Raw genomic sequence first — 25,292 nt, 5'->3', positions numbered from 1 at the left:
AGCTCATGTCCGTCAAAAGCCACCTGATTATGATCTGGCTGCTTTGCATCACTCTCAATGTCGAGGGGCAAGTTGTACATGATGCCGAGTTTTATATTCTCAAGATGCAAAACGACGAACGTTGGGATCAAGAGGATGCGGAGCTTGAGCAACGCTTACAGCAGTTGCGGCAGAAATATGGACAGCCACCGAATATAGTATTCCTGCTGTGGGATGACACTGCATTTGGAGCTGTTGGCTTTCCTGCGTTACAAAAGAACTTTGGCTACTCAACGCCAAATCTAAATCAGATGGCTTCAGAGGGTATCAACTTTACCCGCATGTACTCTGAGCCCTCATGCACACCAACCCGCGCTGCTGCGCTCACCGGACGGCTACCGGTGCGCTATGGCATGGGTGAAGTGGGTATGCCCCATGAGTTTTCCGGTCTACGCGCAGAAGAAGTCACTATTGCCGAGGTACTTTCGCAAGCGGGTTATACGACAGGCTTTTTCGGCAAGGGGCACCTTGGAGATATCGAGGAGAGTTATTTACACAATCAGGGGTTCGATGAGGCGTTGTTCACTCCGATGAACCAGATTACCTCCCTGTTTAACCCCCAGGCAAATGTAGCAAATGCGGTGCTGGGCATGTTCCCCGAAATCTATCCACCTGATCCCTATCGGTTGGACAGCCCTGGTCTGATTCCCGCTGGCTGGGTAATGAATATTGAAGGGAAAAAGGGACAATCCGGGCGGGAATGGTGCGGAACATCCAACGAGTGCTTCGCTAAGTTTGATCCAGAAGCAGAACAGAGAACGCTGGCCTTTATTCGTCGCAGTGCAGAGCAGAAGAAACCGTTTTTCGTTGCCTACTGGCCCAATCTCCTTAATTTCATGGCGATGTATAACCCCAAGCGCTCGGTAGCCGGGCTGATGGTTGCCGATGCTTTCCCGGCGATGGATAACTTTGTTGGGGTGCTGATGCAAGAATTGAAAAGCTTAGGGCTCGCTGAAAATACCTTGTTCGTTGCAATGGCGGATAACGGTCCTATGGTCCACAGTCCGCCGGCGGGGTGGGGAATGCTGCCCATGTTGTATCGGGGTGGCAAAGGGGATTTTACTGAGGGCGGCGTTCGCGTACCTGCTTTTGCCTGGTGGCCAGGAACTATCGAAGCGGGACAAACGGCAGGAGATATTATTCATATCACTGACCTGTATACGACTTTCGCTCGCTTGGGTGGAGCAACTGATGCTATTCCCACGGATCGCGTCGTTGATGGCCTCGACCAGACCGCTCTGTTCCTAAACGGCGATACTCATGGCCGTCGGGATTATGTATTTATTTATACGGGTAAGGAATTGGGGGCAACAGTAAAGGGGCGATATAAGAGGCATTGGCTGGGAGCGGGGGAGGTGGCAGGGTCGGGGATGCCGGAGGCTTATTACGATTTATATATGGATCCACGGGAGGAGTCCCCGCAGTTGGTGCCGTTAATTTACACCCAGGGCCAGTTCAATCATATGGTGGCCCGCCACCGTTTATTCAAACGTAAATATCCAGACGTAGCCAGCGGCAAAGGCATACCCTATACCGGGCTAGCTAATGCGCGCCCTGAGACACAGGCTATTGGTGAGCGCGTGCGCTCAGTCATCAGTGAGATGCCATTCACTGTTGAAGACTATCTCGAGTATCAAATCCCCGGTGCCGACAAGGTCGGCGACTGGGGAGATTAAAATGCTAGCTCCAAGGTGAGTAGGCTTGGACTAGTGGTAGAGTCCCAGATTCTGGTTCAGTCGAACTTCGCCACTTCGCTGCACTGTAATGGAAGGCACAAGGGACCTGCTCAGGCCAATCTTTGCCTGAAGTTCATAGGGTACCGATTGCTGCCCTCTATTCGCTAATTCAGCGGCGGCGAATAGAGACCCCACCCAGCTTGCAGTTGCGTCTACCGAGATGTCATCCTGGCCATAGGGGGCAATGGGCAATAGGTTGTTTGAGGTTCCAGTCATCACTTTATGGCCGGCAAGACTGAGCTTGTAGTAGATCCCGGAGAGGGGTAGCTCTTGGTTGTTGGGGTTGAAAATGCGCAAATGGATTCTGAAGCGCAGATCGCTGCCGACGGCAGGAGGAAGCGGCTCCAGCCCAATAATCTCAACCTCGGGCTGCTGAAAATTGGGCGATAAAGCGGCGCAACCACCCATGAATAGAGCGAATAATACGAGTAACTTCAGTTGTAAAAGCTTAATCACTGTTTGTCCTTCATTTTTCTCTCTTCTGATAAGTGCGAGGTTGGTGCCCCCGCGCTTATTCCACGACCACCACAATTTTAATTCTTTTGCTTGCTTATTGAGCAACCGCTCCAATTGCTTCATTCTGCGATCCTGATGGATCGAAGAAGGTTGTTGCCTCTGCGCAAACTTCCCCATGGATTTCTACTAATGGAGACAATAGATGAACAAGTGGCTCATTCTTCTGACAACAATGGTGGTGATATTGTTCGCCAGCTGGAAATGGCTTTTGCTTCCAGCTATTGAAAAGTCGATGAACAAAGTAGAGCCGGGCAAAATTGCAGCGCTGTCACCTGAGGCTAAAGCGCTACACCAAAGTCTATTGGTAGGTGATCTCCACGCAGATAGTTTCCTGTGGGCCAGGGATTTGAGGAAGCGAGCCGATTATGGTCATCTGGACCTTCCCCGGGCGAGAGAAGGTAATCTGGGTATCCAGGTCTTCACATCAGTTACCAAGTCTCCCCGGGGGCAGAACTATCAAAAGAACTCCAGCAAAGCTGGCGATAATATAACCTTGTTGGCAATTGCTCAGGCGTGGCCAGTAAAGGCGTGGGGCAGCTTGTATCAGCGGGCGCTCTATCATGCAGAGCGTGTTAATGCGATACAGCAATCTGCGCCTGACCAAATACGTATCGTCAAAAGTGCGGCAGATTTACAACAGGTGCTTGCAGCAAGGAAGCAGGGCGGAGAGGTTTTGGCTGCACTCCTTGGCACTGAAGGTGCCCATCCTTTGGAAGGGAAGATCGAAAACATCGGCCACCTATACGATGCTGGTTTCCGGGTGATGGGGTTGCAACACTTTTTTGACAATGAGCTGGGTGGCTCCCTGCATGGAGAAAGCGGGCAGGGTTTGAGCGCATTTGGCCGGGAAGCAGTGCAGGAGATGGAAAGGCGCTCTATTGTGATTGACGTCGCCCACTCCTCCGAGCAGGTCGTCCGCGAAATTTTGGATATTGCCGAGCGCCCAGTGATTGTTTCCCATACCGGGCTTCAAGGGGCGTGTAACTCACGCCGGAATATCAGTGACGAGCTAATGAAGGAGATAGCGGGCAAAGGAGGCTTGGTTGGAATCGGTTTCTGGCCTGGTGCTGTCTGCGATACAAGCCCCAAGAGCATTGTTAAATCCATTCGTTATGCCATTGATACACTGGGTGTGGATCATGTCGCATTGGGGTCGGACTATGACGGTAGTGTAAAGGTTGCATTTGACGTAAGTGAACTGGGCGTGCTTACCGCAGAAATGCTTCGGCAAGGGTTTACTGAAGAAGAGATCCGTAAAGTAATGGGTGAGAACCTGAGAGATTTCTTCCTTACTCAACTTCCCAGTTAATATCATATAGGAAGGTTGAATTTAGATTCCGCAGCCTTCTCAACAGATATATTAGCGCTGGTATTTGATAGCTCACTGTTCTAATGAGTTTGTTATTACCAGCGCAATACTTGCTCGCATATGATTAAAATAAATTTACTTTCTGCACTTATCCAAACGCAATTTAAACTGGAAATTTATATCATATTTTGACCTTAACGTCCTGAAAAACCAATTGAAATTAAGTGTAATCAATTTCCGGTTTACTTTTTAAAATGACTTAAAGCTAAAAAATCCACAAGAAAATTGATAGAGATAAAACTGTAGGTGAGAAAAATAGAACATGGGCCGCGATACCGCGGATAGGCAAAAGTCCACTATCTCTAAAGAATAGGGAGACCTCCATGTTCAATCCGAAACTAACAGAAACAGAATTTCTATTGGATCAGGCAAATTACATCCAACCCGGTGTCCACAATGATGTCAGGCGCGGAGTTTGTTACGCATTATCCTACATGTGGGTGAGACTCGGCTTGCAACCCGGCGGTCATATAAATATGCATCTCCAGGCAGGACTGCAACAGCGTTACCATAATACGGGAATTGGAAACGCCCTCAACAGAGCAACTCCAGGTATGTTTTTAAGGGCTGTTGGCGGGTCGACCACCACCTTTGGGCAGCCTATCTATACAATGCAAAGGGCAATTTCCGCGCAGCAGCAGATCCAGGGAAATGTGATGGGTATATCGTCAGGGTTAAGGACGATTTGTCGGGCAGATGGGTATACCGAGCACTGTATCGCCCGTGGGCATCAGTTGAACCCATTTGAGCCTTTTTCCACATTTTTGCGATGGATACGGCAGGGGATGGCCCGCCTTAATCAAGGTTTTGCATTGATAGGGTTCCTGGGCCCCAACAGCGGCCATGCAATTGCAATTCAAGTACAGAATGGTAATACCTGGAGACTTTTTGACCCCAATTTTGGCTCCTTTGTATTTAACGGATACAACCGCTTTAAGGCCGAATTACACCAGCTGGCTTTGATATACCTGGCGATGGGCACTGCTGGTGGAAGCTGGATGATTTCAACTTTTAGATAAGTTAGTGGGGTTGTTTTATTGTCTAGGTATCACAGGGTCGCTTAGGCGACCCTGTGTTATTTATATCGTACCATTTGCGAGGGAGTGTCAGAGTTACGGATGTATTATGTAATCACAAATGAGTGGCTCCGTGCGCAAAGAAGTTGATTCCTTTATTTTTAATAATTAAGCTCATAGTAGGTAACTGTATTGTCATAGATATACGGTGTGGTTTTACATTTTTTTAGGGTAAATTTGGTGAAGCGGATATTCATTGCTGTATTGTTTTGTATTAGTTCCTACGCGTCTCAAGCGGAAGAGCTGAAAATTGCAGAGTATATTAAAGTTAATCCACCTTCAGAGATGGATCTAACTTTTCAGGTTGTGCCTGATTATAGTCCTGATGAAGAAATTCTTCTGAGCTGGAATGGCGATGAGCTGGACTACCTGGTTGTTACTGATCGTGAGCGAGGAGGGCAGAAGCATGAACTATATTGGCGAATGATATTAAAGGAATTCCAGAAATCTTCGGGCCAAAAAAAAGTAAGAACTTCAAATGAAGGGGAGCTGACAACAAAGTCAGGATTAAAGGTGAGCTACAAGACTGTAGAATGGTTTAGTGAAGGGGATAAATCCGTTCAAATGTTGAGCCTTGTTGTTGGAAGGAAAGATGCTTATTGGCTTATTGTTAATTCCACGAATGAAGATATGGCCAGGATAACAGAGAGCTTTAAAAGAATTTTGGAAACAATTGAGCTTACGCGTGGCTAATCAGCCTTGATGAAGGCGCTATATGGCTTGTCTCAAACACCTTCGGAATTAAACGCGAACTATCCGAGGTGGATGATTTTACCACCTCAGATCTCAACTAACAGCTACTTGGCAGCGATGCACTCAATTTCAATTTGGGCGTCCAGCGCTAGGGACTCCACTGCAAAAGTAGTCCTTGCAGGGTAGGGGGAGGCAAAAGCTTTCTGGTAGATGTTGTTGAATTCAGGGAAATTCTTGATATCTGTTAAAATGACCGTGCATTTAACAACATCTTTCATTTCGTAGTCGTAGCGCTCCAGAGTTTGCTTTATGTTGTCTAGAGTCTGTTTGGTCTCCGCAGAGAATCCCCCTTGGGCTAACCGCTTAGTTTCCGGTGAAAGCCCTATTTGGCCAGAAAGAAATAGCTGGTTGCCAACTTTTACAGCCTCTGAAAACGGCAGGTTTGAGGCTGATCCTGTTGGGTTCAGAAATTCAACCTGCTCATCGTCCTTTGCATAGCTGAAACTGGAAAGCGTAATAGCGAAAAGTGCAGAAATTAATGCATTTATAGGTGATGTCTTTATCTTCATAGGAATATATTCTTATAAATTTGGTGTCAAACAATCTGGGCTAGGTCTAGGGGGCTCTAAATAATTCCGTGATGCCTCTGGTTCACAATCAAGGTGCGGCTTGGCAAGAGTGTCCAGAGCTTTCAAAAAGTCACAACGCAGGGTGTGAATCGCTCTGAAAGCCCCATGGATGAGCCTTGAAGGCTCGCAGAGATATTACGGATTTATTTAGAGGCTCCCTAAAGCTCTCTCGCTGCGCTGATAACTTCATTCCACTCCATATCTGAGTGCCATTCTTTATACTGCTGAATCATTGGGTAATAGTGGTCAGGGATATCTGAATCGGGAGCGCCGCTATATAGGTACGCCATTCCCTCTCTAAACCATTCAGGCTTAAGCATTGTATTCAGTGGGCCGATCTCTTTAAATTGAAACCAGTGAACTACTTTATGCTGAGTAATATAGACTTGCCAGGGTTTTGGTGCAATTACAGTGCCTAAGCAAGGGAAAGATATGGCCCTTTCTAGGGAGCCTCTGATTAATTCTGAGCCAATTTGGTAATATTCATCTACCCATAAAGACTACGATGAATCATGCACCAAGTCACCTTTGCCGAAGCAGAATATAAGCTAAAGCGCCGCATAGCTCGCCGAGAGAAGTTACTTTCTCAAATGGAAGCCCTCATCCCATGGCAGCGACTAGAAGCTCAGATCACCCCTTGCTATCCACGAGGCAAGCGTGGCCGACAGCCATATCCATTGAGTGTCATGCTCTGTATTCATTGCATGCAGCTATTTTACAATCTCAGTGATCCCGCTATGGAGGATGCACTGTATGAAATTGAATCCATGCGTAGTTTTGCTGGATTGACTTTGAGCGACCCAATTCCCGATGAAACAACGATTCTTAACTTTCGCCACTTACTGGAGTTCAATCAGCTAGGTACAGCTCTTTTTGATGAAATCAACAAACATCTTGCTGAGAATGGCATGGTACTGAGTGAAGGCACCATTGTAGATGCCACTATTATCTCTGCAACCAACTTCAACTAAGAATGAAAAGAAAGAACGTAATTCAGGAGTGCATCAAATAAAGAAAGGCAGTCAGTGGGATTTTAGAGTTGAGCACAACAAGATGCATATCGAGGTTGATGATGTGCCCGGGGTAACACATAGAATAGATACAACAGCAGCGAATTTGCATGATGTCACAACCACAGAGCGAGTCCTCCACAGGGAGGAGAAAAGAATCTGGGGAGGCTCTGGGTGCATTGGTGCGGAGAAGCGTGAAGAGTTGGAAGAGCGGGAGGCGGATTGGAACATATTAATGAGGCCGAGCAAGCTAAAAACTCTTCTAGGGCGTGATGTATTCCGTAAGGCGGAAGCAGATAAGTGCAAAGGTCGAGCGCCCCTTTTGCTACGTCAAACGGGTATTTGGTTATGACAAGGTCCGCTATCGGGAACTGGTAAAAAATACTGAGAGACTGTGCTTGCTGGCAGGCTTTACCAACTTATTTATAGGGAGAAAATACCAGACTACCTCGGGGTGGCGTGCCTAAAATTCGCCTATTAAGGGTTTCGGGTGAAAAATTAGGGGGCTATTAATCGTTTGTGCGTAATAAAGTGAATTTTTCAAACAGTTTGGCTTCATTCTAGAAAAATGCTTCGTTGATCAGAGGTTCCTTAGCTTACATTCTGCTTCGGAAAAAGTGACTTGGTGCATGATTTTTTAAAGTCTTTATGGGGAGATGAACATTACCAAATTGGCCCAGAATTATTCAGATGCCCCTTGAGTGATGATGCTTGTCATGCGGCAGGCATTGGCCTTAGAAAAATAAATAATAATAGATGTAGTATCAGGCTTGACTGAGAGTTGTGAGTTATCAATATATGTTCAGTCAAGCCGAGGGTGTAGTCTATATTGTGCAACTGCTCATGCCCCATGCGCTATATCGGAGCGCTCATGAGAAAATCAATGAGCAATAAAGACTTCAAGCAACAACTCAATGTCCATGTCGCAGCGCTGGCGAAGGGTGTTAAATCTTAAGTCGACATCAACTGTTGTGATCAACAGTTACTCCACCCTCCTGCATAATTTTTTCCAGGCTGTGAAGTGTTTTGAAATTTTAAAAGCTTTAAGCTCGGCAAGAATCTATGTGAAGTATTTTGAAATTTCCACTCATTAAGTTAAGATGAGTAAAGCGCCACTTTGGCAGTGTCGAAAAACAAATTATTGATAACTAAAAGTTTGTGAACGGATCCTCTTTTTATTTATGGACAAAATACTTCGCATGGACCCATTGCTCATAGCTTTTTGGTCAGAGTGTAAGAAGCTCTCTTCACAATGCCCTTCGTTACGAATATTACCTGTCTGGTTTCTCGCTCTAGCTGTATGTTTGGGATTATCTTCTGAAGAGCTTGATGCCGCAGAAATGGCACTCGTTTCGGAGTCGCCATTGTCTGCACCGGAGGGAGGGGCAGAGCTTGAGATCCGCGCTTTCTCAGCACTCCCCGAAAAGTTGTTCCAACCGGGAGATAGTTCCGGGCTTAGCTGGTCAGTGCTTGGAGCGACAACTGTAACCCTTATCAATAATAGCAATGGAACCCGGATTGAAGGGCTGCAGGCCAAGGGAGTCGTGCGAGTAGCCCCCACAACTACTACCACCTACACCTTGTTCGCCAATGGCCCCTCTGGAAGCAAAACTGCACAAATACAAGTTACTCTAGCTTCGGGACAACCAAGCAATCTCTGGGAAAGCGGCCCACCAGCAAAGAGCATGATCAGCCATATATCCCTTCAGCAGGTTCAGCTACAACCCGAATCTATCGGAGCTTCACTCACCGCACTGGAAGATAACAGTGTTTATCAGGGCAACTTTGACGGAAACTACTATCACTTTTCTGCCGATGGTGAATTGACCTGGACACTGGACGATATTGGCGTGGTGATGAGCCAGGCTGCGGTTTCAAATGGCATTGCCTATGTAGGTGTCAATAAGGCTGAAGGCGGGCGAGTTTTTGCCGTAAAAGCGGATAAATCCATTCTTTGGCAGGTACACACAGAGAGTGGTGTGATTGCCAGCCCCATACTGAGTCCCGATCACAGCATGATCTATGCCGTGAGCTATAGTGGCACAATTTACGCCTTGAATATCGCAGATGGCAGTGAACAATGGCGTTACCAACTGCCCGGGGGCGAAACGGTGAGTACCGCACCGACCCTGAGCGAGGATGGTTCAGTGCTTTATATCCACAGTACAAACCACAAAGTTTTTGCGCTCAAGAATGGGTTTGTACCAAATACCTCTCCCGAAACTTTGTACCCAATCCCTGATGGGCCGACGATAGCCTTTCCTGCACCTGATTCCGAAGCGCTACCAGAGCAGCTGCAACAACCCGTTTTACTGTGGCAACGGGATCTACAGCCATAAAATGTGCCGCGAGCAAGGAAACTCTAACCAGTTTTTTTAAATATTATTCCATAAAAATACCTTCTAATGGCGAGTGTCCGATAGAAGGTATTTTGGCATCAGTGCAACAAATACAAAAAATGAACATAATGACCAGCTTTTCTAGTCCTCTGATTGGCATACTCAAAACCTTCAGTATCTTGTTGCTGTTATGTATGGGAGCCTACTCACACGCAAATACAATAACGGTGTCGCCAACAAACAGTAAAGATGGCTCCCTGAGTATTAGAGCAGGCACGTACACAACGAGTTGTGGGCGAAATCATGCAAACTGCCCTCGCTCTTGGTCAGAGGTGCGGGTTTCATTATTGGCTGATGGAGTTTATAGGTCCAAAGGTACTCTTAGCCAGCTGGGAACCCATCTGGGCGGAGGCGTCTATTCGCTACAAGTTACAGAAAAAGGCAGATGGACGTTTTCTCTTATCGGCTACAAAACAATTCTCAGTGAGGAATACCCATGTAGTGGTGATGCCGAGATAATGTTAGCCGCTCCTTCTTCCGGCAATGCCGAAACCAAGTCCAAAACAATTGGGAATATTACACAGGCAAGTGGTCCTATAAAACACAATGGTAGGTGCTTTGGTCTTTCGCGCACCGAGTCAGAAAGCCTGGACAGTGCAAGTGCTACAGTATCCAATCCTATAAGCGCCCCCAGTTCTTTTGCTATTACACCCAGTCAGGTGATTGAAGGTGGAAGCTACACTTTGCGCTGGGAAAACCCTGATAATGCTAACAAGATTAGCCTTTTTGAAAATTCCAGCACCTCCCCACTAAAGCAGTGGACGGGCACACTACTACCAGAATCCTATACGTTCTCCAATAAACCTGTAGGTAGCTATTCCTATCAGCTCCAGGCCTGTAACAGCCTGGAGTGCAGCCCTCTATCCCCGGAGAGGGTTGCCAAGGTAACTTCCAACCAACCCCCCAGTATTAACTGGCAAAGTGGCGACAACGGTGGCCATGTCGAGTATGGCCAGGTGAAAACTTTTTATGTTACTGCGGACGATAATGATGGTTCTATTGGAGAGGTCGAATTTTTTTATCAGCCTATCGGTAGTACTACGGAGCAATCCATTGGAAATGCTACAAAAGATACCAGCCAGTGCCAGAATTGTTTTCGCCTGAATTGGACTCCGAGTGAAGGTGAATTTGAGGTTTGGGCTGTTGCAACGGATAACCTTGGTGCAAGTAATTCTCTTTATAATCAGAGGGTCACTATTGATGTAGATTCGAACAAGTCTCCAATAGGTAGCTTGGTCAATCCACCGAAAACTATTGCGCAATACAATACAGTTACCTTAAAGGCAGAAGCAGAAGATCCTGATGGCAGCGTGGCCTCGGTGGAGTTTTTGCTGAGTGGTGCCGGGATAGGTACAGTCACGAAACCTGTCAATTCCAAGTGGTTGGTGATTTCCTCTTTAGGCCCAGTGGTGATCTTGCCTCTTGATACAAACGAAAAAGGCGAAAAAAAGCAGTATCAGTTGGTCTGGACACCGGGAGAGGGGGTTTCCGGTGACTTTACTTTATCTGTTAAGGTAACCGATAACGAAGGGCGCTCGAGAATTTCTCTTCCCCAGCCTCTTAGCGTGACCGCAGCCACAATACCTCCTGCGCCGAATGGCTTAACCATTGGCGGAGAGACGCAACCCGGAATTAACCGCACCGGTAACTACACCTTGCGCTGGGTCCCAGTGGCGAGCACTACTGAGTATCAGATCTGGCAAAGCAAAGACGGTTCACCTTTTAGCTTATTTAAAGAAAACATTAAAGATGATGGCTTTTTCTTCTCGAACCAATCATCGGGACACTATCGCTATCAGGTTAGAGCCTGCAATCCCCTTGGGTGCGGTGCACCCAGTGACGAGATTGCCATTACTGTAGATACCCTGGAGGCTCCCCGGGCATTATCCGCACGTCCACACCCAGAGTCTGGAAGTTCTAATCCGCAGTTCACTGGCAGTTATACCCTTGCCTGGAATCCCACAAGCAACCAAGAAGTTATATACCATCTTCAGGAAAAGCCCGGTGGTGCAGAATCTCAGACCGCCTGGAACCTTATCCAGCAAGGGTCTGAGACCAGCGCTCTTATAGAAAATAAAAGCTCTAATGAATATGCCTACCAGGTACTGGCATGTGACAAAGAAAATCCTCAAGTCTGCAGCGAACCGAGTAATCAGGTTCTGGTTTCTGTATTGACCCCTGTACTGACGGCGGCAAGCCTATCCTGTGGTGAGGGCTGTCTTGCACTATCCGGCTTGGGGCTGGATCCTGACCTGTCCCTGACATTAACTGGAGTAGCCGATCCAAAGGTACAGCAAACCTTTGCCGCGGGCGCTGAGGCGCTTGAGCATGTTTCCACTACCAGCCTGCGTGTCAGTATTGCGCCGGGCGGTGCACTTTATGACCAGCTGTTTAAACTCGGAGTGCGAGCAAGGGTCACCAACCCTAATGGGGCCATTGCTGGCATGACAGCCTATGGGAACCGTGACACCGAACTTATTGGTGAATCCAGCTCCTCACCAGCCATCGGTCCCAACGGCGTTGTTTATGTTGCTGTCGGCAAGCAGTTGCACGCCCTAAAACAACAGGATGGCACCAGTGTCAAAGAGCTGGGCTGGCCCTTTACAGCCGATGGTTTTATCCGTGCCACCCCGAGCATAGATAGCACCGATGGCACTATCTACGTGGGCGCATTGGACGAAAACTTCTATGCTATCACGCCTTATGCTCTGGAAAAGTGGCGCCTACCTACCCGAGGAAAAGTGGTCTCTCGAGCGGTGCAGGACGAAAACCGCGTACTCTATTTTGGCACCATCATCAGTGAAGCCGAGGCCAATGAAGAGGGCAGTGGGACTGGAGACGAAGAGAAAGGCATACTCTATGCCGTCAATGCATCTGCAACCAAACCCTGGGAGCGGGTTAAGTGGACCTACCCCACCAGTGGCGGCATCATTAAAGAACCGGTTTTGGCAGGGGAAAACACCCTGTATTTTTCTACAGCCGAGAATAATCAGATATATGCCCTGACCCGAGATAATGAAGGTCCCGGTAAATTGATCTGGGAAAGTGTTGGCGATCCAGCTCTCTGGGAAGAGATCGGTAATTGGGCTCCAGATCCATCTAGAGAACCGGAATATCTCAGTGTGGCGCGCCTCTATCGCAGCCTGCTACAACCCGAATTGCCCTTTAGCGGAAAGATTCTGACCTTCTGGACTTACCAGTTGGTCGGCGGCAATACTACCCACAAGGATATTGCTGAAGCCTTTTTAGTATCCACCAGTGGTCAGGCTAATTTCTCCGAGGTCTTTAAGCACTCCGATTCCCGGACGCGGGCAGAGGCTTTTGTCGATACCCTGTATCAGAGGTTGTTCCCTGAGCAAGGGCAGCCGAATCTGACCTGGGGTGGACGCAGCTACAGCCGAGACGAGTTGATTGATACCGCAGAGGGTCTGTCGCTCGCCCATGCTGCCACCTTGTTTGCGCAGTCTGAGGAATACGTTTACGCCACTAATGCCTTGCTCCGCCGCAGCTTCAAATATTTGTATGAACAAGACTACAGCTGGGCGGTTACAAGCTGTGACGACGGCGATGCATACACCCGCGATTGCGATGGCGATGGCCTTCCAGACTGGTGGGAAATTCTCTTTCTCGGCGACACTTCCTACGGCGCTGACGATGACCCTGATAACGATGGTGTCACGAATATAGTGGCATTCAACAGCCGTACCAGCCCGTGCGCAAATGGTTGTTACAACGGCGTTGTGGAAACGCCTCCAGAGCCTGCCGCATCGATACTACCGGATTCTACGGCGATGGCTATCTCGGCAGAGACGGGTACATTGCCAGGGCAGTTCCGGGTCAATGAAGCTGGGGCTGCTACTTATTCAATACCTTTGAGCCTGCCTGTGGGCACCGCCGGTGTCGCGCCACAACTGGCTCTCAACTACTCGAGCCAGGGGGGCAATGGCCTGCTCGGGCAGGGTTGGAATTTAAGTGGTCTCTCCAGCGTCACCCGCTGTCGCCAGACTCTGGGGCAGGATGGCCAAAACCGGCCGATTACCTGGGGAAGCGAGGATCGTTTCTGCCTGGATGGCCAGCGTCTGTTACTGGTCAATGGGGGCAGCTATGGCGCCCCAGGTAGTCAGTATCGCACCGAGATCGATAGCTTTACTCTGGTTACTGCCCACGGTGGCAGCGCCGGTAAACCGAGCTACTTTACTCTTGAACGTAAAGACGGTTCTATCAACTATTACGGGCAAAACACCAACGGAAATAATGCCCAGCAGTCCCTCGCAGGTTTTGGTACTCTGAGCTGGGTGGTGAGCCGCACGGAAGACAGTGCCGGCAATCCCGTAGAGTATTTCTACGATCAAAGCGGAGGTCACCGTATCCGCGAAATCCGCTACGCCTATGGTGACAGCAGCAGCCCCGCCGCCTCAGTAACATTCGACTATGAAGCGCGCGAAGATGTCATCAGTAGCCATGTTGCCGGTGCAAAAATAACCAATAACCAGCGCTTGCAAGCCATAACTACGCATGGGGTGCAAAGCGCGCTACTGCGACGCTATGAGCTGGACTACCTCAGAACCGATTACGAAGAGGATGTGCTGAGCCGAATTGAGCGCATACGCGAGTGTGTGGGCAGTGTGTGCCATCCCGACACCGTGTTTGAATGGCGCCTGCCAGCCATCTTCTTCACTACCGATTCTGCCAGCACAGTAAAGCTGAACGATCAGGAAGATCGCACTGTTTCACCAAGACCTGCGGACATCAACGGCGATGGACGTATGGATATTGTCTGGCTTGAAGTGGACTGGGACCAGGTGAATGGCAAACTTAAAATCCGCGATCAATACCTCAAATATGTGTTGGCCACAGAACAGGGTTATGGTCCCGAACAGCAGGCGGGCCATTACGGTGGCAGTTCGCTCAGCCCTTATCGCTGGGAGGTATTTGACTACAATGCCGATGGTCGTGCCGATGTAGCACTTTTCCGTCGATCAGGGGCAGATGGAGGTATCTGGAAGCTGCACCAGTCGGTTTATAGCAACGGAGCCTGGAGTCTTTCGACATCACCCATAGAGCTTTCCCTGGACAAAAACACCCGTTTTGTGGACATCAATGGTGACGGTTTGGCAGATGCTGTGACCTCGTCTGGCTACAAGCTGTTAGAGCCCTCTGGAGCATCCACAGACTCCGCCAACTTCTATCACTTTGGTGCCTTGCAATCCTGGCAAATGCCCGCGCCACCCCCCTTTAACCCACCGTCCTGGGACGACAAGACGCTAGAAACTTATCTGAACCCGGATGTGATCGGGGATTTTGATGGGGATGGTCAGGTCGATTTGATTTTGATGCAGACTCTGATGCGGTGGGATAAGGGTGATATGGAGTCCCAGTGGACTCGCGCCCATGTTGTCAAAGTGCAAGGCAACCAGTTGGTTCTCGGCCAACAGGTAATGGATTCTCCGGATGGCACAGAGCAAACCTGGGGCTTTAAGGGTGGTAGTGATGAAACGGGTGCAACGTCTCTACAGCGTCATCCTTACCTGCACCGTAAGCTGCGGGCCGTCGATATCAATAGCGATGGGTTAGTGGATCTGGTTCAAGAAGATACCACGGGCAACAGCCCTTATTCCTACCGGCTCAACACCGGGGCCGGCTTCGCCACTCCAGTCAGCTTGGGCAGCTTCCCCAAAGATGCCCAACCGAGCTGGTTGGACTATGAGGGAGATGGGGATCTCGACCTGGTTTGGCGAAGAGAGCAGGGAGATCGGGAAGAGCTGCGCCTGCGCCGCTGGCAGAGCGACCAGCAGATTTATAGCGCAGAAGAGAACTTCCGCATTGCGCGCAAAGGTGGCCTGGATATGTTCCTGGATATGAACGGCGATGGTTCTACCGACTGGATGGAGTTCGCTGACGATTATCTGCGTATTTATCACTCACCAGACCGCAAAGTGGCCCCTAACGTGATTGAGAAAATCACCAATGGCCTGGGAGCGCAAACCCATATCACCTTCGGCTCAAGCGTTACCTCTGGCCACTATGCGCGCCTGGATATTGGAGCTGTGCTCGAGTCCCACTGTGGAAGTGGAAATACCGATGCCATTGAGGACTGGTGTACCCAGTACGGGGTCAGCACCACTAGCGATTTTTACCGCGCGCTCAATAGCGACTGGCAGGGTCAGCACACCCTCGGCAAAACCAGTCCGGTACTGGAAATGCTCGGCACCCAGTTTTTGGTCACTCAAGTCGATAGCAGTGCCCCCGCAACTAATGCCGACACTGCAGGGCAGGTAGATTCGGCGGCCACCAGCACCATCAGCTATATGTACGGTGGCGCGCGCCTGCAGGCCGGTGGTCGCGGACTCCTGGGTTTTGAAAGTCTGCGCACCATCGACGCGCAGAGCGGTATCAAAACCACCACCCACTACCGCCAGGATTTCCCCTTCCGCGGTTACCCTCTGCGCACAGAAACCCGCACACCCCAGGGTTACTTGTTGGGTGAATCCGACAACACCTGGATACTACAAGGTTGGCAATCCAGCTTCCCGTCAACAGCCCTCAACGGCACAATCAAACTGGGGCCACTCATGCCGGTTCTCGCCACCAGTGTTGAAAAGTCCTACGACTTTGTTAACGATGGCCAAGCTCAAGGCGTGCAGCTGAAAACCGTTACCACTTCCACCGAGAAAGATAATGATGGCAACGTCATTCGTGTTCACGCGGTCACCGAAACGCCTGAGGGGGATCGCTTTAGCACCGAGACCGTCAATGTCTATGGCAGTGGAGCGGTCAGTTTCCAGAATCCAGAACACAACTTTAATAGCTATCTCCAACTGGGACGTTTGCTCAATACCACTGTCACCCACAGCCGTAGCGAAGGGGGTCAGCACCAAGAGGCCGTGCGTAAAAGTGCCTTCACCTACTACGACAGCGGTAATGAGGCAGGGCTTCTCAAGCAGGAAATCCTGGAGCCCGGCGACTCTCTGCAACTGACCACCCGTTACGAATACGATGACTTTGGTAATAAAACCCTTGCCGAGCAATCCACCGCTAACGAAGAACCACGCACTCAGCGCTGGGTATATAACTCTAATGGGCGTTTTGTAGATGAAGAGGTAAACGGCTATAACCAGACACTCAGTCGGGTGCTGCAACGCAATAGTGCCGGTCACCCCACTGAGGTTGAGGATATCGTCGGCGTGGTCAGTCAGATCACCTACGATGTCTTTAATCGCCAGGTGCACAGCTACAGCAGTACAGGTGCACAGAGCAGCAGCCTTCTGGCCCCAGCCGGTGCCCAGTGCCCCAGTGGTGCCAGCACCCAGCAACGCGATTACAGCGGTGGTGGCGGTGAAACCCTAACCTGTTACGACCTCATCGCCCGGGAAGTGCGCAAAGCCACCCGCGCTTTCGATGGCGGTTGGAATTATGTCGATATTGAATACGACAATGTGGGGCGGGTAAAACACCAGTCAGAACCCTACAAAGCAGGCGCTACTGCTTACTGGACAACCCACGACTATGATCGTCTTGGTCGCGTGATAGGAACCGACCTGCCGGGGATCAGTAACAGCAGAGGTACTCGCTGGGATCTCACTCTGGAATACCAAGGCACCACCACCACCGCCATCAACCCCAAGGGGCAGCGCAAGGTTGAAACCAGCAATGTGGTTGGGGAAAAAGTACGGGCTCAGGACAACGCCAATAACACCCTCGAATTTACCCACGACGCCGAGGGCCAGCTGCTGCAAGTGATCAATAAAGGCAACGGCAGCCGCAACCTGATCACCCGCATGACCTACGACCTGCTCGGCCGCAAAGACACCATGTCCGACCCAGACAAAGGGGACTGGGAGTATGTCTATAACGGCTACGGAGAACTGAAACAGCAAACCGATGCTAAGGGTCAGCGTGTCGAGAATACCTATGACATTCTCGGCCGCCTGACCGAGCGTCGAGATTTTGACACCAGTAAAGCCGTAAAAACCACGAAGTGGTTTTACAACAACGACCAGAGCACTGGAGAAAATGGCGTACCTCCGGCAGCACTGATCCGAGTGGAGGCATTCGATCCCAGCAATAGCTCAGACAGCTACGCCAAACTCTATAGCTATGATCACTATGGCCGTCCCAGTGAAACCATTACCAGCTTCTCTCTGGAAGGGGGCGACGACCACTATGAAAAAACCAACTACGACCAGTTCTCGCGGCCGTTCCAGATCTTTGATGCCGGTGGCGACGGTAGCTGGGAAAGCAGTGCCATCCGCCACCATTACAACCAATACGGCTATCTCGCCCAGGTTGTAGACGCCGAGCTGCGCAACCTCGCTACCGCCGAGCAGTTTTATACGGTCGTCAAAATGGATGCCCGTGGCAATGTGACCGAGCACCTGAGTGGCAATGGCATTACCACCATCAAAGACTACCATCCCGCAACTGGCCTTCTGCGGGGTCAGACAGCCAGTGTGCTGGGTGTTGGCGACCTCCAGTATCTCAGTTACGACTGGGATGACGTCGGCAATCTCGAAAACCGCGTGGAACAAAGTGGGGGGAAAAACCTGCGCGAAGACTTCCTCTATGACGAACTAAACCGTCTCACCAGTGCCCAGGTGGCAGGCCGTGAAGCGCAGACTCTGCGCTACGATGACCTGGGCAATATCACCTTCAAATCCGATGTGGGTGAATACCGTTACGGAAGTCAGTGTGATCAAGGCTTCGGCCCCCACGCCGTCTGTGAAACCTCCGATGGTGTGCGCTATCAATACGATGCCAATGGCAATATGACCGAGGACTCCAGTGGTAGAAGGCTGAAATACACCACCTTCGACAAGCCCTACGAAATCCAAAAGGGGGGTCATAAAACCGAGTTTAAATACGGCCCGGACCGCATGCGCTATCTGCGCATCGACACCGACAAGAGCGGCAAGGTTACCGAGACCCGCAGCATCGGCAATGTCGAGAAGATAACCAAAGACGGTACTACCGAGATCAAGCGTTACCTCCCCGGCGGAGCCCTGATCAGTCTGACAGTCAACGATGGGGATAATGAGGGCCAATACCGTAATCGCAGCACCCAGTACCTGCACAAGGATCATCTAGGCTCACTGGATGTGATTACTGACAGCAAAGGTGAGATTGCCAATGATGGCGAGGCTGTTTACAGCTTCGATGCCTGGGGACAACGCCGCAACGCCGTGGACTGGAGCCTATTGGCAAGTACAGCTCTAACTGACTTTGATAACCGCATTACCACCCGCGGTTATACTGGCCACGAAATGCTGGATCAGGTAGGACTCATTCATATGAATGGGCGAATTTATGATCCCCGCCTGGCTAGGTTCCTGCAGGCGGACCCTATTGTGCAGGCACCAAGCAATGTCCAGAGCTACAACCGGTATAGCTATGGGCAGAACAACCCTTTAAATGGCACTGACCCCAGTGGCTTTATCTTTGGCGTCTTAATGGATCAGGCCATTTACAGGATATTGCCTGAGCAGGTACATGTTTTTATCAATGCGGTAGCTACCGCAGTTGCAGCTGCATATTGCGGGCCTTGCTCTATTGGTGTTTCCGCGTACACCAGTGCACAGTCTACTTATGCTACAACAGGTGATTTTGGTGCGGCCCTTAAATCCGGTGCTTACGCCGGCATCTCTTCAGCGGCATTTTATGGGGTGGGTCAGGTATTTTCCGGCAGTCATTATGCAGTGCAGGTGGCTGCGCATGCTGTTACAGGCGGTATTTTATCTGAACTGCAAGGCGGTAAGTTTGGCCATGGTTTTGTGTCTGCAGGTCTGGCTAAAGGCGCCAGCCTTGGGGCTCTAGAGGCTGGACTGGGTAGAGAAGGACAGTTCCTGGCTGCGGTGATTACCGGTGGTACAGCTAGTGCGATTACTGGTGGTAAGTTTGCCAATGGGGCCATAACGGCGGCTTTTGCTTTTGCTGCGAATCAGGTGGCTAGTGGACAGGCTAGTGCACAAGAGAAGTGGAAACAGCGCTACGAGTTACTTAGATTTAAAGTTTTTAAAGGTGTCCAGGAAGGATCCGATACGCCTATTCAGTTAAGTCAGCTAGATATAATTACTATCGCAGAATATATGAGCATTAAGGCTGATGGAGTTAACCCTCTAAATATTTCTGAATTTTCAGAAAATTTCATTAGCAAGGCGGATACATTTCTATATGGATATGCTAATCAAGAATTTTATGTTGATAATATTGGGGTCTTCAAAGGGGGCGAAATAAACTATATTGGTGTTGGTGTATTTGCTGGGCGTTATGGATTTTCTGAAGCTACTCTTAATACACTCGTAGGCGCTTGGAATGTAAATGATGTTCTTGCTGGTAAAGGAAGCTACAATTTATATCAGGCACAAACCGGGGGGCTTTGGTCAAGATTTGGTCGAGACTATTACAATATTAAGTGATGATGTAAATGATTAATAAGCTTATTAAATTTACTGTTATTTTTTTTCTCGGGCTATTCCTAATTGCATTGTATTTTGTGATTCAGTTTAATTCGGCTACTAGAGCCCCTTGTTCTAATTTGCAGTCTTTATCTAAAGACGAAGTGTTATTGGAGCAGTTGTGGAGTGGTGTGGAAAATGTACTTAGTAATTTCTCAAATTATCGAGTAGAGCACTCAAGAGTTGGATTGATGTACGCTGAGGATGCGTACAATAACTTTGATATTGATTGGGAATTATTTGATATTCCCGTTAATGTTGCTTCACTAGAATTTTATGGAAGAAATATCGATTATGGTCATTTTGAAGTCTCACAGGTTGAGAGCATAAAAGTTGGTTATGGTTATAGATACTATTTGGAATTTAAACTAGCCCCCCTCTCAGTTGGTGCAGATCAAGAAAAAGTAAATGATAAATTAAGATATACGGAAGTTCTTATTGAGTGTAGGGAGTAATTGCACAAGAGAAGTGGAAACAGCGCTACGAGTTACTTAGATTTAAAGTTTTTAAAGGTGTCCAGGAAGGATCCGATACGCCTATTCAGTTAAGTCAGCTAGATATAATTACTATCGCAGAATATATGAGCATGGAAAGCTAATTCTGGACACCCAAAGATTGGAAAGAAGTGCGAGCCGTGTTTTTAGTACCAGCTCTAGCGACTTTTTCTTTCTGATTTAGTGTTAAGGTGCAGTGGAAGACTGAGGAAATATACTTGGGGTTGGAAAATCATGGTTTGGATACAAGCCGGGAGGAGAGGTATCGATAGGTTGGATGGTAATTAGCAGGATGCTCTAGAAAGGAAGCGCCGACAGTCGTCTATACCGTGCATCCAGCGTTTATTGAGCTGGATACAGGCTTGCTGTACTGTCTCCACTGATCCCACCAAACCTTTAAAGCGACTTTCAAAGTTTCTGTTGAGGTATAGCCAGTGTTTTGGTGAGATACCTAGTCGCTTGAGGATAGGTGGCGTGCTTTCAGCAATAAAGCCTCGTTTTCTGGGGGCTAGATGTCGACCACTCCAGTCCACTAGTTCTAAATAGTGATCCAACTGAAAGGGAAGCCCTTTAGGTATATTCAGGCGCTCATTGCCAACAAACGGTAGTAAGTCTTTGGGCTGCTCACCTAAGATTGCTGCACGAATGCGTTGTTGGATCGAGGTATGGTTAGAGTCTTCTGGCGTTTTTGCATATTGGCACGGATAGGGTTGAGGTCGACATAGGCCATACAGGCAGCAAGAGCTCTTTCATCTAATAAAGCCTGGGACTTGAAACGACCTTCCCAAAAGCGGCCTGTACAATTATCTTCAGCATTGGCCTGACGGGCGATAGACTCGTTTAAACAGCGCATAAACCAGCTAAGATCCATCAAGCGGTCTCGCCATAGAGCGACGACTTCCTTTAGTTTTCTCATCTCACAGTGATCGAGAATGTCTCCTTGAAGGTAGCGACGGGCCAAATTGGAAGCTTTGAATAGCTTCTGCCAACGGAGAATGACTTCGGTATCCGGCCAATTCAGCGCTTTCTCTTTGTCGATATAAAGTACGATATGGTAGTGGTTACTCATAACGGCATAGGCAGCGATATCAAGGGCAAAGATTGAAGCTAGATTATGCATTCTGGATTCAATCCATTCGCGGCGATGCTCATAGTCATTACCAGACTTCATATCTCTACCACACAGAAACGCTCTTCGTACGCAGCGGGAGACGCAATGGTAATAGGGAGTAGTGTCTAACGAGACTTGTGCGCTACGAGGTAAGGGCATTGATCTTTGGTGATGTGTATATTTATACAGTATTTGTATCCTGTAGTCCCTACCGTGTCAATAATTCTGGCACTTAAAGCAACGACTTTTGCGGGTGTCCAGAATTCTGTCTCTGAAGGCTCGCAGAGATATTACAGAATTATTTGGAGGCTCCTTAAAGCTCTCTCGCTGCGCAGATAACTTCATTCCACTCCATATCTGAGTGCCATTCTTTATACTGCTGAATCATTGGGTAATAGTGGTCAGGGATATCTGAATCGGGAGCGCCGCTATATAGGTACGCCATTCCCTCTCTAAACCATTCAGGCTTAAGCATTGTATTCAGTGGGCCTATCTCTTTAAATTGAAACCAGTGCACCATTTCATGTTGAGTAATATAGACCTGCCAGGAACTCGGCGCAATTACAGTGCCTGAGTAAGGAAAAGATATGGCCCTTTCTTGCCCACCGCCAAATGAACGGTAACACTCGACAGTTGAACAATAAACAAAAGTAGGTTGGCTATTTACTAGAATACTGTTTCTGTTCAGTGAATCATTCGCTGAACGATATAGAACGGTTGCTTCTGCGAGTCTTTTCTTATCTTCAACGCAAACAGGGCCATTACAATTAACGCCGTTAAGTTGAGGGAGGAGGAGTCGGATAGCTGGAAAAGATATCCATAATAGTATCGGGACTGATGCGAACACTAGTAGAGCCAAGGGCCTGAACATAAATTGGATTGCCTCTGTACTTTGGGTTACTTGCCATAAAGGGCGAAACAATTAAGAAAAATCTAGAATTGAATTGATCTTGGCTCCGGTATTATCAAAAACAGGGAACTCGCCCGCGTTTCCAAGTAATTAAATACGATTTTTCATTATAGTATTTCACTTTGGGGTTAGCGCCATTCCCTCGTCTTAACGTATTGAAATTGATAGAGGCTCGACGTTGCCGGCTCATCGAGTATCTATTTTATTGACAACTTCACCACCTATATTGGTGTCTGGGTTTAGTAGACCGCTGCATGCCAGCTGGTGGGAGGTTGATAAGTGTCCACTAGGGGGGGGGATGCTGACTCCAAGCGCTGTAGGGTTTGGGTTGCTGTAATGCTTAACTCCAAACTCAGTTGCTTTATGAATGAAGCTTCCTTCGTACTCTATTGATGTGAAGTGCTACTCCAACTCAATTCTGCCTTCATTAATCTGAAGCTGTCAGCCTAGAGATCGTCAGCATATATTTTTTTAGGCTTGCTCGAAACGCGGTGCTTGTGGGCATTTATTAAATCTGCAACCTCCTTCGGAATCGGGTGCTTCCCCTGCCTACTGATGACCATAAAGAGTAGTCAGCCGTCTTGATGAGAATCTCACAACTAATGCTCAAGCTGTATTTATCGCTAGACCTAAAAACTATCAGTAATGGGAAGTAGGGGCTCTATTTTCTTCGCTCAGCAAAAACTCTAACTAGATTTGTATCGCTCGAGGAGAGAGAAGGTTAGCGCACAAAGTTTGCACTAAAAGATATGTAAATTATTGATTTCAAAGATCTGATTGGTGCCCGGGGCCGGACTTGAACCGGCACGGCCGTGAAGCCGGGAGATTTTAAGTCTCCTGTGTCTACCAATTCCACCACCCGGGCAGATCCTTTGCGAGAGAGGGCGATGTTTAATAGTTGCCCTTCATTCTCACTTTCATTGCATTCAACAGGATACTGCAATGAAGAGGAAAATGGAGGCTAGGGTCGGAATCGAACCGGCGTACACGGAGTTGCAGTCCGCTGCATGACCACTCTGCCACCTAGCCTTTTTTATCCGCCTTTGGCGGAAAAGAACGCTGCGAATTCTATCTGATAAATCTGAAAAATCCTAGCGTTTTCTTATACTTACGTGCGTTTCGCTGTGTAAGTGGGCGCCATTTTAGGGACTCTAGAGGATTAGTCAAGCATTGTTTTCATCAATGTTGCAATCAAGTGAAAAAAAGTAGGAAAAGTTACCTTCTGATGGTGGGGGAGGGCTGTAATAACTTTTAGCACTGGTGCTCAAGAACCTATTTCCATTTGTTCTAAATTAATCTTCAGGTGTGCTGGCAATCTGTGACCTGTGTTCGATACTGTCTTTATCTGGCTAACACATCTCCCCCAACGTGTTTAGTAATGCTGGTAGGGTGGCTCACATGGCTACCACCCGGAAGCAAGGATGAAATCCTCCAAGTTTCACTCCTAATGGTCTTGGCCCTGACGCTCTCCCCCCCCGTCGTCAGGGCTTTTTTTTGTCTGCTATTTACTGGAGCCTTTCGCCCGGTCTGTCAGGTTTTCTGTGGCTAATGCATCCACGGGTCTACCGGCTGCTTTCTCAGACAGGGATCTAAACCTTTCCAGAGTCACTTCACCGCGTGTTCGAGCCAGTTCTCGTGCCACGTCATCAATACTTGCCTTGCCATTGCTGGCCTCGCGAATCTCTTTATCCAGTTGCTGCATTACCCCGGCCGCACGGGCGGTAATGGGGCCGGACGAGCGTTCGACTAATAGTGAAGGAGCCTTCTTACCCCATTTAATCAGTTTATCCATTGCCTCCTGATAGCGGGTTTCACTGATGCCACCAGTTCGCCTTAAAATCTCCAGGGAGTAAAACTCAGCCAGTCCCTCTACAATCCAATCGCTCTCATCGTCGCCGTGAATTCCCGTGCCAACATGAACTAACTCGTGGATCATGCTGCTGGTGCGGTTGCCGCTAATTAATGGTCGATCAGCATGCATATACAGAGAACGTGTCCCCGACAGTCCACCGCGCCACATGGGGTCGTCAGCGGTTACGATCAATAGATGGTCAGGGAAGAGGGGGAAGATTTTCTTGAGCTCTGGCAGGTTCCAATTTAGGAAGGCCAGGATGTCTTGCCGCCGAATGTTCTCATTTTTAGGGCCTGCAACACGGGTTTCAGTGCCGGCAATCATATCCTGCCGACTGCCAATTTTCCCTACAATCATCCAGCCCTTGGGTCTTACAAACTTACGCTTGGGGTCAGATAACTCGTATAGGTTATCTTCGATCTCAGGGTAGGGTAGGGCCGCATACCATTGGTCAGGAAGTTCCAGCTTAAGGCGGGCGGTAGAGCGGCCACGGCTGGTTGCCGATACCGGTGCAATCAATTTATCGCTGCGGAGAATTGCCCAGTCTTTGGTGATCCGTGAGTCGTAGCCACCGTTGCTACGCTGGTTGTCTATGACAAAGCGGTACTTGAGGGCGGGGTTCTTTCCTTCGGGGTGCCAGGTTGCTTTGTCGCCCTCGATCTTTAGGGGGGTGTCACTTTCCAGGTCCTGATAGCGGCCAGAGCGCAAGTTTAGAACGAGCTTACTTGGCATATCATCACCGCTGAGCGCCATTTCCACCTCAGCCAGCTTGGAGTTGGGTGAGATCTCTGCACTGTAAAGAATCTCATAAGCCTGAACAGCAGGGGATAGAGTGGCGAGTAATAGCGGCAGTGTTAGTAATCGTTTAAGCATCATTTCTTCAGCGGGAAATCCAACAATTAGTCGTTTCGACAGTATCTAAGCCTACAGGTGCCCTTGTGTCATCTTCAAGCAAACTGGTCACAAGCTAGCCAGTTATGAGGTGACAGTTTTGTGCCGTCAGGTTT

At 48.8% G+C, this 25,292-nt stretch carries 13 protein-coding genes, 2 tRNA genes and 1 pseudogene; 8 read left to right on the top strand and 8 right to left on the bottom strand.

Annotated features, from left to right (window positions below; translation table 11 throughout):
* Positions 1-5 precede the first annotated feature (5 nt).
* Complete coding sequence (locus ACJJI5_RS13495) at positions 6-1,715, top strand: sulfatase-like hydrolase/transferase (RefSeq protein ID WP_445354332.1); 1,710 nt, start codon at positions 6-8, stop codon at positions 1,713-1,715.
* A 30-nt stretch (positions 1,716-1,745) separates the two neighbouring features.
* Here the strand turns inward: ACJJI5_RS13495 and ACJJI5_RS13490 are convergent, their stop codons facing one another.
* Entirely contained in the window at positions 1,746-2,354 is a 609-nt protein-coding gene (locus ACJJI5_RS13490; protein ID WP_445354331.1) for an LEA/WHy family protein, read from the bottom strand.
* Positions 2,355-2,433: 79 nt separating this feature from the next.
* On the opposite strand from ACJJI5_RS13490, the gene ACJJI5_RS13485 reads away from it, so the two are divergent.
* From ACJJI5_RS13485 to ACJJI5_RS13475, 3 genes are all read left to right on the top strand, one after another.
* Entirely contained in the window at positions 2,434-3,600 is a 1,167-nt protein-coding gene (locus tag ACJJI5_RS13485; protein WP_445354330.1) for a dipeptidase, read from the top strand.
* A gap of 383 nt (positions 3,601-3,983) precedes the next feature.
* Positions 3,984-4,679, top strand: coding sequence for a YopT-type cysteine protease domain-containing protein (locus ACJJI5_RS13480; RefSeq protein WP_444933120.1), 696 nt, complete (start codon positions 3,984-3,986; stop codon positions 4,677-4,679).
* Positions 4,680-4,916: 237 nt separating this feature from the next.
* Positions 4,917-5,429, top strand: coding sequence for a hypothetical protein (locus ACJJI5_RS13475; protein WP_413665680.1), 513 nt, complete (start codon positions 4,917-4,919; stop codon positions 5,427-5,429).
* 104 nt (positions 5,430-5,533) lie between these two features.
* Here the strand turns inward: ACJJI5_RS13475 and ACJJI5_RS13470 are convergent, their stop codons facing one another.
* Positions 5,534-5,998 (bottom strand): RidA family protein, encoded by a 465-nt coding sequence (locus tag ACJJI5_RS13470; RefSeq protein ID WP_445354329.1) that lies wholly within the window; start codon positions 5,996-5,998, stop codon positions 5,534-5,536.
* Between the two features lie 218 nt (positions 5,999-6,216).
* Positions 6,217-6,348, bottom strand: coding sequence for a hypothetical protein (locus ACJJI5_RS13465; protein WP_444893794.1), 132 nt, complete (start codon positions 6,346-6,348; stop codon positions 6,217-6,219).
* Positions 6,349-6,567: 219 nt separating this feature from the next.
* Between ACJJI5_RS13465 and ACJJI5_RS13460 the strand changes: the two are divergent.
* The 4 genes and pseudogenes from ACJJI5_RS13460 to ACJJI5_RS13445 all read left to right on the top strand — a co-directional run bounded on the left by ACJJI5_RS13460 (position 6,568) and on the right by ACJJI5_RS13445 (position 20,373).
* Positions 6,568-7,535, top strand: a pseudogene (locus ACJJI5_RS13460) (IS5 family transposase).
* 837 nt (positions 7,536-8,372) lie between these two features.
* A complete protein-coding gene (locus ACJJI5_RS13455; RefSeq protein WP_445354328.1) occupies positions 8,373-9,407 on the top strand; it encodes a BamB-related PQQ repeat family beta-propellar protein in 1,035 nt (344 codons plus the stop codon).
* 347 nt (positions 9,408-9,754) lie between these two features.
* Complete coding sequence (locus ACJJI5_RS13450) at positions 9,755-19,879, top strand: RHS repeat-associated core domain-containing protein (RefSeq protein ID WP_445354327.1); 10,125 nt, start codon at positions 9,755-9,757, stop codon at positions 19,877-19,879.
* 8 nt (positions 19,880-19,887) lie between these two features.
* Complete coding sequence (locus ACJJI5_RS13445) at positions 19,888-20,373, top strand: hypothetical protein (RefSeq protein ID WP_445354326.1); 486 nt, start codon at positions 19,888-19,890, stop codon at positions 20,371-20,373.
* 667 nt (positions 20,374-21,040) lie between these two features.
* Here the strand turns inward: ACJJI5_RS13445 and ACJJI5_RS13440 are convergent.
* The 5 genes from ACJJI5_RS13440 to ACJJI5_RS13420 all read right to left on the bottom strand — a co-directional run bounded on the left by ACJJI5_RS13440 (position 21,041) and on the right by ACJJI5_RS13420 (position 25,161).
* Positions 21,041-21,583 (bottom strand): nitrogen fixation protein NifB, encoded by a 543-nt coding sequence (locus tag ACJJI5_RS13440; protein WP_445354325.1) that lies wholly within the window; start codon positions 21,581-21,583, stop codon positions 21,041-21,043.
* A gap of 253 nt (positions 21,584-21,836) precedes the next feature.
* Positions 21,837-21,968: a hypothetical protein gene (locus ACJJI5_RS13435; RefSeq protein WP_445354324.1), complete on the bottom strand. Its 132-nt coding sequence runs from the start codon at positions 21,966-21,968 to the stop codon at positions 21,837-21,839.
* A gap of 1,243 nt (positions 21,969-23,211) precedes the next feature.
* A tRNA-Leu gene (locus ACJJI5_RS13430) sits at positions 23,212-23,298 on the bottom strand.
* A 90-nt stretch (positions 23,299-23,388) separates the two neighbouring features.
* Positions 23,389-23,462, bottom strand: a tRNA-Cys gene (locus tag ACJJI5_RS13425).
* A gap of 472 nt (positions 23,463-23,934) precedes the next feature.
* Positions 23,935-25,161 carry a hypothetical protein gene (locus ACJJI5_RS13420; protein ID WP_445354323.1) on the bottom strand — a complete coding sequence of 409 codons (1,227 nt, stop codon included), beginning with the start codon at positions 25,159-25,161 and terminating at the stop codon, positions 23,935-23,937.
* Positions 25,162-25,292 lie beyond the last annotated feature (131 nt).

The sequence above is a fragment of the Microbulbifer maximicatervae (SeqCode) genome, from assembly GCF_052467955.1.
The sequence above is the reverse complement of the archived record's forward strand: the minus strand, read 5'-3'. Positions and strand labels throughout refer to the sequence as shown.

What these genes read in the sequence shown, in the direction of transcription:
- ACJJI5_RS13480 (WP_444933120.1), top strand. Translation starts at nt 3,984, where the DNA reads ATGTTCAATCCGAAACTAACAGAAACAGAATTTCTATTGGATCAGGCA.
- ACJJI5_RS13490 (WP_445354331.1), bottom strand. Translation starts at nt 2,354, where the DNA reads ATGAAGCAATTGGAGCGGTTGCTCAATAAGCAAGCAAAAGAATTAAAA.
- ACJJI5_RS13485 (WP_445354330.1), top strand. Translation starts at nt 2,434, where the DNA reads ATGAACAAGTGGCTCATTCTTCTGACAACAATGGTGGTGATATTGTTC.
- ACJJI5_RS13435 (WP_445354324.1), bottom strand. Translation starts at nt 21,968, where the DNA reads ATGGCGTACCTATATAGCGGCGCTCCCGATTCAGATATCCCTGACCAC.
- ACJJI5_RS13445 (WP_445354326.1), top strand. Translation starts at nt 19,888, where the DNA reads ATGATTAATAAGCTTATTAAATTTACTGTTATTTTTTTTCTCGGGCTA.
- ACJJI5_RS13420 (WP_445354323.1), bottom strand. Translation starts at nt 25,161, where the DNA reads ATGATGCTTAAACGATTACTAACACTGCCGCTATTACTCGCCACTCTA.
- ACJJI5_RS13495 (WP_445354332.1), top strand. Translation starts at nt 6, where the DNA reads ATGTCCGTCAAAAGCCACCTGATTATGATCTGGCTGCTTTGCATCACT.
- ACJJI5_RS13470 (WP_445354329.1), bottom strand. Translation starts at nt 5,998, where the DNA reads ATGAAGATAAAGACATCACCTATAAATGCATTAATTTCTGCACTTTTC.
- ACJJI5_RS13465 (WP_444893794.1), bottom strand. Translation starts at nt 6,348, where the DNA reads ATGGCGTACCTATATAGCGGCGCTCCCGATTCAGATATCCCTGACCAC.
- ACJJI5_RS13440 (WP_445354325.1), bottom strand. Translation starts at nt 21,583, where the DNA reads ATGAAGTCTGGTAATGACTATGAGCATCGCCGCGAATGGATTGAATCC.